Origin of the sequence: Collinsella sp. 4_8_47FAA, assembly GCF_000763055.1 — a bacterium.
In the GTDB taxonomy this organism is placed as follows: Bacteria; Actinomycetota; Coriobacteriia; order Coriobacteriales; family Coriobacteriaceae; genus Collinsella.
The window spans coordinates 173,933-188,236 of sequence record NZ_KN214135.1 but is presented as its reverse complement, the minus strand read 5'-3'; the positions used below and the strand labels follow the sequence as shown (position 1 = coordinate 188,236).

At 62.7% G+C, this 14,304-nt stretch carries 9 protein-coding genes; 5 read left to right on the top strand and 4 right to left on the bottom strand.

Annotated elements, in window-relative coordinates:
• Positions 1–245 precede the first annotated feature (245 nt).
• The 5 genes from gltB (at position 246) to HMPREF9463_RS04100 (ending at position 10,490) form a co-directional block, all read left to right on the top strand.
• On the top strand, positions 246–4,943 hold the full coding sequence (gene gltB, locus HMPREF9463_RS04120; RefSeq protein WP_035137392.1) for a glutamate synthase large subunit: 4,698 nt from the start codon (positions 246–248) through the stop codon (positions 4,941–4,943).
• Between the two features lie 5 nt (positions 4,944–4,948).
• Complete coding sequence (locus tag HMPREF9463_RS04115; RefSeq protein ID WP_035137391.1) at positions 4,949–6,430, top strand: glutamate synthase subunit beta; 1,482 nt, start codon at positions 4,949–4,951, stop codon at positions 6,428–6,430.
• Positions 6,431–6,845: 415 nt separating this feature from the next.
• The gene (locus HMPREF9463_RS04110) at positions 6,846–7,553 is read left to right on the top strand and encodes a hypothetical protein (RefSeq protein WP_052044071.1); all 708 of its coding nucleotides are present in this window, start codon (positions 6,846–6,848) and stop codon (positions 7,551–7,553) included.
• 194 nt (positions 7,554–7,747) lie between these two features.
• A complete protein-coding gene (locus HMPREF9463_RS10405) occupies positions 7,748–8,824 on the top strand; it encodes a hypothetical protein (RefSeq protein WP_148334164.1) in 1,077 nt (358 codons plus the stop codon).
• 295 nt (positions 8,825–9,119) lie between these two features.
• The gene (locus tag HMPREF9463_RS04100) at positions 9,120–10,490 is read left to right on the top strand and encodes an amidohydrolase family protein (RefSeq protein ID WP_232219749.1); all 1,371 of its coding nucleotides are present in this window, start codon (positions 9,120–9,122) and stop codon (positions 10,488–10,490) included.
• Positions 10,491–10,597: 107 nt separating this feature from the next.
• On the opposite strand, the gene HMPREF9463_RS04095 is transcribed toward HMPREF9463_RS04100, so the two are convergent.
• From HMPREF9463_RS04095 to HMPREF9463_RS04080, 4 genes are all read right to left on the bottom strand, one after another.
• A complete protein-coding gene (locus HMPREF9463_RS04095; protein WP_035137389.1) occupies positions 10,598–11,071 on the bottom strand; it encodes a hypothetical protein in 474 nt (157 codons plus the stop codon).
• A gap of 146 nt (positions 11,072–11,217) precedes the next feature.
• Positions 11,218–11,490, bottom strand: coding sequence for a metal-sensing transcriptional repressor (locus HMPREF9463_RS04090; RefSeq protein WP_035137388.1), 273 nt, complete (start codon positions 11,488–11,490; stop codon positions 11,218–11,220).
• Positions 11,491–11,538: 48 nt separating this feature from the next.
• Positions 11,539–11,760 carry a heavy-metal-associated domain-containing protein gene (locus HMPREF9463_RS04085; protein WP_035137387.1) on the bottom strand — a complete coding sequence of 74 codons (222 nt, stop codon included), beginning with the start codon at positions 11,758–11,760 and terminating at the stop codon, positions 11,539–11,541.
• 147 nt (positions 11,761–11,907) lie between these two features.
• Complete coding sequence (locus tag HMPREF9463_RS04080; RefSeq protein ID WP_035137385.1) at positions 11,908–14,250, bottom strand: heavy metal translocating P-type ATPase; 2,343 nt, start codon at positions 14,248–14,250, stop codon at positions 11,908–11,910.
• Positions 14,251–14,304 lie beyond the last annotated feature (54 nt).

The following is a 14,304-nucleotide window of genomic DNA, read 5'->3' as shown; positions in this document are numbered from 1 at the left end:
AAAACATCTCAATCTGTAACATCTAGGCGCCAAAATTGGGTCTTACTGTTACAGATTGAGATGTTTGAAGAGGTGAGTTTGCAGGCCGAACTTGGGGCCTATGTTGTCGCTCTTGAGGTCGGCGGTGTCCACTCGTAGGGCGTGCGTTACGCGATTGTTTCGAAACGGGCGGGAAACACAACGGGCCGGCGATGCACCTAGTATGCCTAGTCAACTGACTGTCTAACACCTAGGGGAGGATCGCGATGCAGGCAGATTCCGCTCAGCAGCAGGGCCTTTATCGCCCCGAATTCGACCACGATGCATGTGGCATCGGCGCGCTTGCCGATATCAACGGCGAGCGCCATCACCAGATTCTGGACGACGCGCTGTCCATTCTGGTCAACTTGGAGCACCGCGGCGGTACGGGACTCGAGAAGAACACCGGCGACGGCGCCGGCATCCTGTTCCAGGTTCCGCATCATTTTTTCCGCAAAGAGGCTCAAAAGTGCGGCCAGATTCTGCCGGCAGAGGGCGACTATGGCGTGGCCATGCTGTTCTTCCCGCAGGACGACAAGGGCGTAGAGGATGCCCGTCGCGTGTTTGAGGAGGGCTGCGCCGAGGCCGGCGTGCCGCTGCTCTTTTGGCGCGAGGTGCCGGTCGACCCGCACGACCTGGGCGAGACAGCCCGCGCCTGCATGCCCACCATCTTGCAGGCTTTCCTGGGCCGTCCGGACGACACGCCCGCCGGCGACGCCTTCGAGCGCCGCCTGTACGTGTGCCGCCGCACCATCGAGAAGAAGGCTGACGCCGAGTTTGCCCTGCGCAACAAGATCTTCTATGTGTGCTCCATGAGCTCGCGCACCATCGTGTACAAGGGCATGCTGGTCGCCACACAGATGCGCCGCTTCTTCATCGATCTCAACGACGCCGCCGTCAAGACGGCCGTGGCGCTTGTCCACTCGCGCTACTCCACCAACACCACGCCCAGCTGGGAACGCGCGCACCCCAACCGTTTTATCATCCATAACGGCGAGATCAACACCCTCAAGGGCAACGTCAACTGGATCCGCGCCCGCGAGCCCAACCTGTACAGTCCCGTGCTGCAGCATGATCTTGAGCGCGTGATGCCCATCATCAACCGCGAGGGCTCCGATTCCGCGATTCTGGACAATGTGCTTGAGTTTTTGGTCATGAACGGTCGCCCGCTTACGCGTGCCGCGTCCATGTTGCTGCCTGAGCCGTGGGACCACAACGACAGTCTGAGTGAGGAGCGCCGCGCCTACGACGCTTACCAGTCCATGCTCATGGAGCCGTGGGACGGTCCTGCCGCTATCGCCTTTACCGACGGCCGTACCCTGGGTGCCGCCCTCGACCGTAACGGCCTGCGCCCCGCCCGCTACTACGTGACGCGCGACGGCCGCTTTATGCTGGCGAGCGAGGTGGGCACCATCGAGGTGAGCCCCGAGAACATCCTGACGAGCGGCTGTCTGGGACCGGGCCAGATGCTCGAGGTCGATTTTGCCCGCGGCCGCGTCATCTACAACGACGAGCTGCGCGCCCGTTACGCCAAGGAAAAGCCCTACCGTGATTGGATTGCCGAGGAGACGCTGACCGTTGACGCGCTCGATGAGCCCGTTGCGGCAACACCCGCCGAGGACGACGAGGTGCCCGCCGCCGTGCGCATGGCCAAGCTCGGCTACCACTGGGATGACGTCGACGAGGTCGTGCGTCCCATGGCCCAGCAGGGCAAGGCGCCGCTCGCCTCGATGGGTATCGATGCGCCGCTGGCCTGCCTGTCCAAGAAGACGCGCTCGTTCTTCGACTACTTCTATCAGCTGTTCGCTCAGGTCACGAACCCGCCGATCGACGCTCTTCGCGAGCATATGGTCACCTCGACCACGCTCTACCTGGGCAACCACGGCAACCTGCTCGAGGACTCCCGTACGGCCTGCCAGCTGGTGCGCCTGGAGCGTCCGCTGCTGAGCGAGGAGGAGTTCGACCGCATTTGCGCCATCGACCGCGTGGGCTTTAAGACCCGCCGTTTCCGTGCCGTCTACCGCCGCGATGCCGGCGAGGGTGCGCTGCAGGCTGCGCTCAAGCAGCTTGCAGAGGACGTTGAGGCCGCGGTCCGCGACGGCGTGAACATCGTGGTGTTGAGCGATCGTGCCGCTGCGGGCGAGGTGCCCGTACCGTCGCTGCTCGCCGTGGGCTGCGTGCACAACCACCTGATTCGCGCCGGCGTGCGTACCTTTGCCGACATCGTGGTGGAGTGCGGCGACGCCGTGTCCCCGCACGACTTTGCTGCACTGGTGGGCTACTCCGCGAGCGGTATCTATCCGTACAACGCGCATTCGTGCATTCGCGACTTGGCGGCGCACGGCGATCTAGACGTGACAGCCGAGCAGGGCATCGCCAACTACAACAAGGCTGCGACCGCCGGCATCGTTTCCATCATGTCCAAGATGGGCATCTCCACGGTGCAGAGCTACCATTCGGCGCAGATCTTCGAGGCCGTGGGCTTTACGCCGGAGTTCGTCAATGCGTACTTCGCCGGCACGGTGAGCCGTGTGGGCGGTATGGGTGTTGAGGACGTCGAACGCGAGCAAAATGAGCGCTATGACGCCGCGCTCGCTATCCTTAAGAGCCCGGCTCCCGATCAGCTGCCCACGTTGGGCCTGACCAAGTGGCGCCCGCTCGGCGGCGAGGATCACCTCATCGATCCGCAGACTGTCTACTTGCTGCAGGCCGCCTGCCGTGAGGACAGCTACGACACCTTTAAGGAGTACAGCGCCCGCCTGCACCGCACCGGCCGTGCCGTGCGCTTGCGCGACCTGCTCGACTTTAATGCCAGCGGCCGCACGCCGGTTTCGCTCGACGAGGTGGAACCCGCGCTCAACATCGTCCGCCGCTTTAACACCGGCGCCATGTCGTACGGTTCCATCAGCAAAGAGGCACACGAGTGCATGGCCATCGCCATGAACCGCCTGCATGGCCGTTCCAACTCGGGCGAGGGCGGCGAGGATCCGCGTCGCGAGACCCCGCTGGCCAACGGTGACTCCAAGAATTCCGCCATCAAGCAGGTGGCAAGCGCGCGCTTTGGCGTGACGAGCCGCTACCTGTGCAGCGCCTTCGAGATTCAGATCAAGATGGCCCAGGGCGCCAAGCCCGGTGAGGGCGGTCACCTGCCCGGCAAGAAGGTCTACCCCTGGATTGCCGAGGTCCGTCAGTCCACGCCCGGCATCGGCCTGATTTCGCCTCCGCCGCACCACGACATCTACTCCATCGAGGACTTGGCAGAGCTGATCTTCGATCTTAAGAACGCCAACCCCGGCGCGCGCGTGTCGGTCAAGCTGGTCAGCGAGGCCGGCGTCGGCACCATCGCCACCGGCGTGGCCAAGGGCGCCGCCGACAAGATTTTGATCAGCGGCCACAATGGCGGCTCGGGTGCCGCTGCGCGTGACTCTATCTGGCACGCGGGTCTGCCGCTGGAGCTTGGCCTTGCCGAGGCCCAGCAGACGCTGCTGCAAAACGGTTTGCGCTCACGCGTGGTGCTCGAGGCCGATGGCAAGCTCATGGACGGCACCGACGTCGCCGTCGCCTGCCTGCTGGGTGCCGAGGAGTTTGGCTTTGCGACCATGCCGCTCATCTCCATGGGCTGCCTCATGCAGCGCGACTGCCAGCAGGATACCTGCCCGGCCGGCATCGCTACGCAAAACTGTCGCTTGCGTCGCGGCTTCCGCGGCAAGCCCGAGCACGTTGAGCACTTTATGCTCTTTGTTGCCGAGCAGCTGCGTGAGGTCATGGCGAGCCTGGGCTTCCGCACCGTCGACGAGATGGTCGGCCATCCCGAGTGCTTGCGCCAGATTGAGGTCCCGGGCAACCGCAAGGCCAACCTGCTCGATCTGTCGCCCGTGCTGGCGAGCGCGACCTGCGAGTTCGGTGCCCATATCCCGGGTGCCGGCGGCCGTCACTTCCTGCCGCAGATGGCTGCCGACAGCGAGCTCGACAAGACGCTCGACTCCACGTTGTTTGTGCCCTATACGGCCGATGCCCGTGCGCACCTGCGTCCGATTCGCTTCCGCGCCGATATCGCCAACGTCAACCGCTGCGTGGGCACCATCTTGGGCAACGCGGTGACCAAGGCACATCCCGAGGGCCTGCCCGCCGGCTCCATCACCATCGATTGCGATGGTTCGGCCGGTCAGAGCTTTGGCGCTTTCCTGCCGCGCGGCATTACGCTCAACGTGTGCGGCGACGCCAACGACTACTTTGGCAAGGGCCTTTCGGGCGGCGAGGTGTCGGTGCGCCCCAACCCGCATGCGACCTACAAGTTCGACGAGAACATCATCGTGGGCAACGTGGCCTTCTTTGGCGCCACGAGCGGTCGCGGCTTTATTAACGGCCTGGCAGGCCAGCGCTTTGGCGTGCGCAACTCCGGTGCCACGGTGGTGGTCGAGGGCTGCGGCAACCATGGCTGCGAGTACATGACGGGCGGTCTGGCGCTCATCCTGGGCGAGGTCGGGCAGAACTTCGCCGCCGGCATGACGGGCGGCGTGGCTTACGTCTTTGACCAGTACGGTACGCTCGATGCCCGTGTGAACCACGAGAGCGTTGAGCTCAAGGCCCCGACGGCCGGCGAGCTGGCGCAGATTCGTGCGCTCATCCAGGAGCACGTGGACGCGACGCAGAGCCCGCGCGGTATTAAGCTGCTCTACAGCTTTGAGACGATGAGCAAGCACTTTGTGAAGGTCATTCCGACCGAGTACGAGCGCGTGCTGGCGATTGTCGCTGCGGGTGAGGCTGCCGGCAAGACGCATGCGCAGGCCGAGGAGCTGGCGTTTGACATCGTGACCGGTCGCGCGAGCGCTGCGGATGTCGCTCGCTTTGATGTCGCGGGCGGTGCTGCAGGCGTTGCGTCCGTGGCTGCCAGCTCTGTTGCTTCGACCAAGAAGGAGGCGTAAGTGCCATGGGTAAGCCCGGTGCTTTTCTTGATATCGATCGCGTGACCCACGAGCTCCGCCCCGTGGAGGAGCGCAGCCATGATTTTGATCCGCTGTACGTGGAGCTCGATGACGATGCACGTCGCGCTCAGGCGAGCCGCTGCATGATGTGCGGCGTGGCGTTTTGTCAGATGGGTGCGAGCTTTGGCAAGGCACGCCCGAGCGGCTGCCCGCTGCACAACCTGATTCCCGAGTGGAATGAGCTGGTGTACCGCGGCCGCTGGGACGAGGCTGCCGAGCGTCTGTCGCTCACCTCGCCCATGCCCGAGTTTACGAGCCGCGTGTGCCCGGCGCTGTGCGAGGCCGCGTGCAACCTGGGTTCGGTCGACGGCCAGCCCACGACGATTCATGACAACGAGCGTGCGATCAGCGACCATGAGTGGGCAAATGGCGGTCCGCGTCGCTTTGAGCCGGCGGGGGAGGACGCGCCCTCGGTCGCCGTGGTTGGTTCTGGCCCGGCTGGCCTGGTGGCTGCATGGGAACTTGCGCGTCGCGGTGCCCGCGTGACGGTGTTTGAGCGTGACGATCGCCCGGGCGGCCTGCTCATGTACGGCATTCCCAACATGAAGCTCGAGAAGTCTGTGGTCGAGCGCCGCGTGGCGCTCATGCGCGAGCTGGGTATTGTCTTTGAGCTGGGCGCTGACGTTACGAACCCTGCGGTAGCGGCCAAGCTCAATGGCTTTGACGCCGTTGTGGTGGCTGCCGGCGCTCGTGCACCCCGCGGTCTTTCGGCTACGAATGTGGATGCCCCGGGCGTGGTGTATGCCGTGGACTACCTGACGGCTTCGACCGTCTCGGTGCTCGATGGTGGTGAGCCCGCGGTGAACGCGCGTGGCCTGGACGTTGTGGTCATTGGCGGCGGCGATACCGGCAACGACTGCGTGGGCACCGCGGTGCGCCAGGGTGCGCGCAGTGTGCGCCAGTTTGAGTTCTTGCCGGCCGCGCCCGATAAGCGTGCGGCGAGCAACCCTTGGCCGCAGTGGCCCAACGTTAAGAAGACCGACTACGGTCAGCAGGAGGCTATCGCTGCCATGGGCGGCGAGATGCGTGCCTGGGGCGTGGATACGCTCGAGGTGCTGCTGGACAAGAAGGGCGCGGCAGCGGGCCTGCGCGTGGTCGATCTGGATTGGTCGGCCGGCAAGCCCGAACGCATCGCGGGCTCCGAGCACGAGGTGCCGGCCCAGCTGGTGCTCATCGCCTGTGGCTTTACGGGTCCGGAGCGCAGCGTGTTCGAAGCTGTCGGCGTACCTGTTGCCACGGCGGGCCGCCCGCTGCCTGTGATGGTCGCCGAGGGCTCGCATCTTGCGGCGCGTGTCGACGGCGTCGCCGCAGATGCCGCGCCGGTGTATGTTGCCGGTGACGCTCACAACGGCAGCTCGCTCGTGGTGAACGCTATGGCCGACGCCCTGGCCTGCGCTGCCGAAGTCGCCGAGGCGCTGGAGCTGTAAGGCGGCTGTTCACAGCTGAATCGTCAAGGGCTGTCCCCAACGGCCGGCCCAAAAGGAACGTCCCCAAGTGCCGGCAGCTGGGGACGTTCCTTATGTGCCGGCATTCGGGGACACTCCTTGCGGGTTTGCGACCGATTTGTTCGTTTGTCGACGCGCGAGTGTCCATTCGGCGTCTTCTTGAGCTGTGGTGCTCTGCTGTTTCTGTGGTGGCCGGGGGCGCTTGGCTCAAAAGGGCGGGTTGGCCGTCTATGTTTACCTGCGGCTTTGTTCCAGTGTGCATATTCGGTCAAGCATTCCGTCAAGTGTTTGGTCAGCATCTGGTTTGCAGCCGGAGGCCTATTTTGTCCGTGCTGACAGTGGCTGCCCACCCTCCTCGTAAGCTCAAATTGAGGTTCATCAGTTTGAGGAGGATGCCGTGACTGACCACGTTTTAGACCGAGCGCATCTGGCCGAAGCCGTTGGCAACGATATTGCCGACATGGCCCATTTTTGGATGCTGCGGAAGTTTCAGTTTTTGGAGCCGGCGCGCGAGCAGTTCGAGATCATTGTCGACCCGTGGCTCGGCTATTGCACCGAGCCTTCCCAAAACGAAATCATGGCCTACAACATGGCATTTACCGATTGGCTGCTCTTCGAGCGCCCCTATCGCCATGGCAAGACGCTGCTCGAGCTGTATGTTGATGAGCCGCCGGCATCGCTTTCGCCTGCCTCGCTCAAGCGGCTCGAGCAGGTATGCGACACGCAGTATTTCTCGCGCTTTGGCATTTTGGACAAGGATCCTGCGACTGGTATGGTCGCGCTGAAGGACACACGCACCGACCGTCGCTTTGACGTCTACGATCCGCATATCGTGCAAAAGGAGCATTGGAGCGACGGAGCGATTGCGGTGCGCCTCGCCTGCGTCGACGATGTCTGGCTGACGGCGGGACAACTCTATCTGTATGACATCGCACGCCTGAGTGACACAGCGGTCGATGGACCGGGTGCGGTGCATCCCGAGGATCTGCAGGACGGCTTTGACGCCTCGTGCGTCAGCTTCTTTTTGCGCCTGGTCCGCGACATCATGGGCGCCCAGGGGCGCTACGTAAAGTCCCTCAACATCTACGAACAAGAATGGGAGTAGGGGATGTGACTGGTGTCGCCCTGCTGCCCCTGACTTTGTCTCAATCTGTAACGTTTGGCGGCTGTTTGAGCCCGTAACTGTTACAGATTGAGACGGAGGGTTGGCGGCTGCCGAAAGATCTTGTTCTGTAACAACTAGAGGCTCAAAGACTGTCTTCCTGTTACAGATCAAGACATTTGTCAGCGGAGGCAACGGTGACGATGGTCCATTTGTCTGACGTGGTGGTGATGAAAGTGTCTAATACCGTTCTCAAACACAAACATGCGACTCGCAACACGTTGGCGCGGAACAGGATGCTCGCGCGGCTCACGGAGGCGACCGAGCAAGGTACGCTGCTCGCAACGCATGACAATACCGAGCTCATGTGGTTGCGACGCCATGTTGGAACCGACGATATTGCGGAGCCCGAGCCGTACCTGTTCTGTTTTCAGCATGATTGGGATGCATTGACGCTGACGGAGCGAGCACTGAGGACTATCAGAGGGCTTGCGGAATTTCATCCCGATTGGGCGTTTTGGGGATATGACGCCGCACTGATATGGGGTCTGGAGGTGCCGAATGATCTGCTCGGGCCGCGTTATCTTGTTAAGACAGGTTGCTCGGTGCCGCTGAGTGCAGGATGTCGGCTGTTGCGTCCGCAGGCGGCGGGTGCGCTTGAACAAGTCGACGGCGTGTGGGCGACGCCGTTTTGGCGCACGGTAGATGATTGCTTGCTGCGTGCGCCGTTCTCCTACGGGTTGGCGATTGCCGATTCTGCACTGCGGGCGAAAGGCGTATCGCGTGGGGATTTGTGCGAGCGCCTCCGCGTCGATTGTAAGGGCAGGCGAGGGTATCGCAGGGCACAGGTGATTGCGTCGTATGCGGACGGGCTGTCCGAAAACGGCGGCGAGTCTCGGTTCCGAGCGTTCTTTATTGCGTACGGCTTTCCGGTTCCGGAGCTGCAGGTGGAGTTTCGCGACCCGCTCGATCCGAGCCAGGTGTTTCGCGTCGACTATTTTTGGCGGCTCGAGAACGGGACGTGTGTCATCGGCGAGCTCGACGGAAAGGGGAAGTACACCTTGCAGAACGGCGAGGGTCGGGAGTCGGTCGACCCATTCGTGGCAGAACGTCAACGGGAGTCCCATCTGACAATGCTCGGGCATAAGGTGCTTCGGTTTACGTTTAACGAACTCAAAGACCCGGGGAAGCTGGTCGAGAAAATGAGGCTGGCGGGTATTCCGCGACGGGCTGATTTGGCTGAGGAATGGAGATGCCGGTGGTATGGGCGCTGAGAGGTTTTGTCTCAATCTGTAACGTTTAGAGGTTATTTGAGCTCGTAACTGTTACAGATCGAGACAAACCGGTGAAACGTCGACCGAATGTCTCGATCTGTAACATCAAGGGGCCCAATAACCCTGTACCTGTTACAGTTCGAGACATTCCCCTGATGTTGCTGGGATGGGGCTGCAACGTATTCCGTCCCCCACATCCCCTCTTCCCTCCGTTAACCGATATGTTTGACTTTAGTTCGCTGCATTAGGTGATAATGGACAAATGTTCAAGTTAATTGCGAGGGAGGAGCTCGATATGGCGTCTGCCGATCGTTCCACGTTGTTTATCAATGCGACCGTCCTGGATGGTTCGGAGCATATGGAGCCGCAACCCGATATGGCCGTGACTGTTGAGCGCGGTGTCATCACGTGGATGGGGCCGAGTGCTGTGGCGCAGGCACCTGCAGGTGCCGAGGTCATCGACCTGGCAGGTGCGTATCTCATGCCCGGTCTCATCAATATGCATGTGCATCTGTGCGGTTCGGGCAAGCCGGTTTCGGCGGGCGATGCGGGCGCGCTGATGAAGAAGCTCGATAATCCCGTGGGGCGCGCCATCGTGCGCCATATTCTTAAGGGCAGCGCCCAACAACAACTGGCAAGCGGCGTGACCACGGTGCGCGGCGCGGGCGACCCACTGTTTGTCGACATCGCCGTTCGTAATGCCATCGACGCCGGCAAGTATCAAGGTCCTCGCCTGGTGGCGCCGGGAACGGGCGTCACGGTGCCGGGCGGCCATGGTGCGGGCTTGTTCGCCCAGGTGGCAAACAGTCCCGCCGAGGCAGCCGAACAGGTGCGCGACCTGTATGCGCGCGGTGCCGACGTCATTAAGCTGTTCGTAACGGGCGGTGTGTTCGATGCGACCGAGGTGGGCGAGCCGGGCGTGCTGCGTATGCCGGTGGAGGTTGCCGCGGCGGCGTGCAAGGCGGCGCACGATATGGGCCTTCCGGTCATGGCCCATGTCGAGAGTACCGAGGGTGTGAAGGTTGCGCTTGAGGCCGGCGTTGACACGATTGAGCACGGCGCTCCGTTGACGTCCGAGATTCTGGAGCTGTACCGTGGCACCGCGGGCACGCAGCTCGAGGGGCGTGCGCCCAGCGTTACCTGCACTATCAGCCCGGCGCTGCCGTTTGTATTGCTCGACCCGGAAAAGACCCATTCGACCGATACACAAAAGAAGAACGGCGACATCGTGTGCTCGGGCATCATCGAGAGCGCCCGTGCCGCACTGGAAGCTGGCGTTAAGGTGGGCCTTGGCACGGACTCGAGCTGCCCGTTCGTGACGCAGTACGACATGTGGCGTGAGGTGGCCTATTTTGCCAAGTACGTGGGTGTGAGTAACGCCTTCGCGCTGCATACGGCCACGCAGGTCAATGCCGAGCTGCTGGGGCTGGGCGGCGAGACCGGCACAATCGAGTGCGGCAAGGCCGCCGATATCCTGGTGACGCGCAAGAATCCGCTCGATGACCTGTGCGCACTGCGTGAGCCGATGCACGTGATGTGCCGTGGTGATCTGGTGCGCAAACTCAAGGTGAAGCGTATTCCCGAGGTGGACGCCGAGCTCGACGCGATTATGGCCATGCCTGCCGAGGCGTTGGCCGAGGAGCTTGCCCGCGATGGCGTGGCGTAAGCGCGCGATATGGCGATGCGACAAAGGGACAATCCTTTTGTCATAATCAGAAAAAGCCGAGGTCCCAGTGCGAGGCCTCGGCTTTTATTTGTCCCATGGTATGGCGGCTATGAGCGCGTCTCCATCTTGGCATGGCACTTGGGGCAGGTGACGCGGATCTTGCCTTTGCCCTTGGGAACGGAGAGCATCTGGCCGCAGTTGGGGCACTTGAGATAGGCCGTGGTCTTGCGGCCCTTCCACATCTTCTTGGCTGTGCGCTTGGCACGTTCAAAGTCTTCCTTGCTAGTACCGGCTGCGCGCGAGGCGTTGGCCGCTGCAGCTCCGCCGCCCAAGCTAGCTACAAACTTGCCCAAGCCGGGTACGTTTGCAGTCGCGGCGACAAAGGCCTCGTTCTCCTTGCGACGTGCATCGATATTTTTGGACAGGCCGCGCAGCACGCCAATCACGATTACGGCGATGGCAATCCAGCTGAGCCACTGGATACGAGCCATCGAACCGATCATGGCGATGATAATGCCTGCGAAGCCCATCACGATGGTGAGTTCGTCAGCGCCATTGCGGCCCTTCATAAAGTCATTCATGCAAATTGCCTTTCATTCGATATGCCGCACGCCTTTATACCCGATTTAGAGCAAGGGGGACAGGTTAATCTGCACCAATGTGGTGCAAACGTACCTGTCCCCGGAATACCAAGACGGTGCAAAGAAGTCTGTCCCCAATGCCCCAATTACTTGGAGAGTTTGTCGACGACGCGTTCGATTTCGGCGAGCTTGGCGGCTTTGAGGTCTTCGTCGCCCGATTCGATTGCCGAAGTCACGCAGCCCTCGATATGCGCCTTGAGCACGTCGGCGTTAATGCGCGCGAGGAGCGCCTGTGTGGCCATGAGCTGCGTGGAAATATCGACGCAGTAGCGGTCCTCATCGACCATCCGCAGGATGCCGTCGATCTGACCGCGTGCCGTCTTGAGCATGCGGGTCACCGATTTATGGTCTGCCATCATAGCGGGTCCTCGTTTCTGGTCGATGGGGTCGAATGCTTCTGGTAGCTGCTACGCGGCGGCCACGGACAGGGCGTGGAACTTCTCGCCCGCGGCCTCGACAGCGGCGGCGAGCTGCTCGGCGGTCACGGTGTCGGCGCACTCCACTTGGACGGTCTGGGTCTCGTGATCGGCGTCGGCGTCGGTCACGCCGGCTACGTTGAGCAGCGCCGTCTCGACGGTGGCGTCGCAGTGGCCGCACATGAGGCCGGAAGTCTTGATTGTGAAACGCATGGGTATTCCTCTCTGTTGTGTCGGCTTTCCCAGGCACCCGACCTTGACCTTCAAGCCGTCGCTCGCGTACCAAAGTACGCGTCGCTCCTCTTTCAGGTCAATCTCGGGCACCTGGAAAACCCGTTCTAAATGGACTTAATGGTGATCCTATTTTGCCACTTTGGGCTTAAAGGATTTTAGGCGCAGAGCGTTGCTTACGACACATACGCTCGACAGGCTCATGGCCGCGGCGCCAAACATCGGCGAGAGCTGCCACCCGGTGAGCGGGAAGAACACGCCCGCCGCCAGCGGAATGCCGATGCCGTTGTAGAACAGCGCCCAGAACAGGTCCTGCTTGATGTTGCGGATCGTGGCGCGCGAAAGCTCGATGGCGCGGGCGACGTCCATGAGGTCGCTGCGCATGAGTACCACGTCGGCGCCCTCCTTGGCGATGTCGGCGCCGGTGCCGATAGCAAGGCCCACGTCGGCGCGCGCCAGGGCGGGGGAGTCGTTGATGCCGTCGCCCACCATGGCGACCTTACTGCCCGCATCCTGCAGCTCGCGCACGTGGCGCTCCTTGTCGGCGGGAAGCACGTCGGCGATGACCTGCTTGCTGGTCAGTCCCACGCGGCGGGCGATGGCCTCGGCCGTCACGTGGTTGTCGCCGGTGAGCATGCGCACGTCGACGCCAAGCGAGCGCAGTGCGGCGATGGCCCCGGCGCTCGTCTCCTTGACCTCGTCAGCCACGGCAATGGTGCCGGCAAGCTCGCCGTTCTTGGCAAAGAACAGCGGCGTCTTGCCCTCGGCGGCAAATTGTTCGGCAAGACCCGCGGGCACGGTAACGCCCAGCTCGTCCATCAGGCGTACGTTGCCGGCTGCAATGGCGTTTTGCCCCTCGCGCGCCGTAACGCCTCGCCCGGGCACGGCAGTAAAGTCCTCGACCATGCGCGCGACGATCCCGCGTGTCTCACACTCGGCCATAATCGCCTCGGCCAGCGGGTGCTCGCTCGAGCGCTCCAACGCGGCGGCCAACTTGAGCAGCGCCTTTTCGCTCATGGCGGGCGAGCCGTCAGCGCGCGTGGCTACCACGATATCGGTCACGGCAGGCTTGCCGCGGGTGACCGTGCCCGTCTTATCGAGCACCACGGTGCCCACGCTGCGCAGGTTCTCCAGCGCCTCGGCGCTCTTAAACAGAATGCCCATCTCGGCGCCCTTGCCGGTGCCGACCGTAATGGCGACGGGCGTGGCCAGGCCCAGCGCGCACGGGCAGCTGATCACCAGCACAGCGACGGCGGAGGTGAGCGCCTCATTCACGTCGCTGGTCAGTGCCATCCACACCACAAAGGTCACGGCCGAGATCACGAATACCACAGGCACGAACACGCCGGCGACCTTGTCGGCCAGTCGAGCAATGGGTGCCTTGGTGGCGTTGGCGTCCTCGACGAGCTGGATAATCTTGGCGAGCGACGTGTCAGCGCCCACACGCGTAGCGCGGAAGGTAAACGATCCGGTGCGGTTGACGGTGGCGGCGTTGACGGTGGCGCCGGCGGTCTTCTCCACGGGGATGGACTCGCCGGTCAGTGCGCTTTCGTCCACGGCCGAAGCGCCCTCGAGTACCACGCCGTCGACAGGGATGGACTCGCCGGGGCGCACACGCAGCACCTGGCCGGGCAGAATGGCATCGACATCGACGGTGGTCTCGGTACCGTCGACGGCCACGACGGTCGCGGTCTTGGGCGCCAGGTCAATGAGCGCCTCGATGGCGCCGCCAGTCTTGGATTTGCTGCGTGTCTCGAGATATTTGCCTACGGTGACGAGCGACAAGATCGTGCCGGCGCTCTCAAAATACAGGTTGTCCATGCTCGTCATCATGGCCTCGTGGACCTGACCCGCGGCTAGCTGGTCGGCCATGATGAACATGGCGTAGAGCGACCAGGCGATGGACGCGGTGGCGCCCACGGCAATAAGGGCGTCCATGGTAGGCGCGCCGTGCGTAAGCGATTTAAACCCGTTGATAAAGTATGCGTCGTTGACGTAGACGATGGGAATGAGCAGGACGAGCTCGGTGAGCGCGAGCGTCATGCTGTGGGTGTGGTCGGTGAAGACGCCGGGCAGTGGCCAACCGAGCATGTGCCCCATGCCTATGTAGAACAGTGGGATGAGGAAGATGATCGAGATGATGAGGCGGGTGCGCATGGCAGAGGCGGCGGCCTCCAACTTTTTGGTCGGCGACTCCATATGGGCGGCGCCGGACCTGGCTTGCGCGTTGCCGTTTGAGTTGGCGGCATCGGTGCCCGTGCTAACGGGCGAGGCCGAATAACCCGCGCGATCGACGGCGGTACAGATGTCGTCGGGGGAGACCTGCGCGGGGTCGTAGTCGACCAGCATGGAGCCGGCGAGCAGGTTGACCGCGACGCTTTGGACGCCGTCGAGCTTGCTCACGGCACGGTCCACGTGCGCCTGGCAGGCGGCGCACGTCATGCCGCCCACATCGAACTTATCTTGAGCCATGGCTTCTCCTTTCTGTGGCGTAGTGTCGGAAATGTTAACCATCCGATACTATAC

Bases quoted from the DNA above. Each gene is read 5' to 3' on its own strand.
- gltB (WP_035137392.1), top strand. From the start codon at position 246: ATGCAGGCAGATTCCGCTCAGCAGCAGGGCCTTTATCGCCCCGAATTC.
- HMPREF9463_RS04115 (WP_035137391.1), top strand. From the start codon at position 4,949: ATGGGTAAGCCCGGTGCTTTTCTTGATATCGATCGCGTGACCCACGAG.
- HMPREF9463_RS04100 (WP_232219749.1), top strand. From the start codon at position 9,120: ATGGCGTCTGCCGATCGTTCCACGTTGTTTATCAATGCGACCGTCCTG.
- HMPREF9463_RS04095 (WP_035137389.1), bottom strand. From the start codon at position 11,071: ATGAATGACTTTATGAAGGGCCGCAATGGCGCTGACGAACTCACCATC.
- HMPREF9463_RS04090 (WP_035137388.1), bottom strand. From the start codon at position 11,490: ATGATGGCAGACCATAAATCGGTGACCCGCATGCTCAAGACGGCACGC.
- HMPREF9463_RS04085 (WP_035137387.1), bottom strand. From the start codon at position 11,760: ATGCGTTTCACAATCAAGACTTCCGGCCTCATGTGCGGCCACTGCGAC.
- HMPREF9463_RS04080 (WP_035137385.1), bottom strand. From the start codon at position 14,250: ATGGCTCAAGATAAGTTCGATGTGGGCGGCATGACGTGCGCCGCCTGC.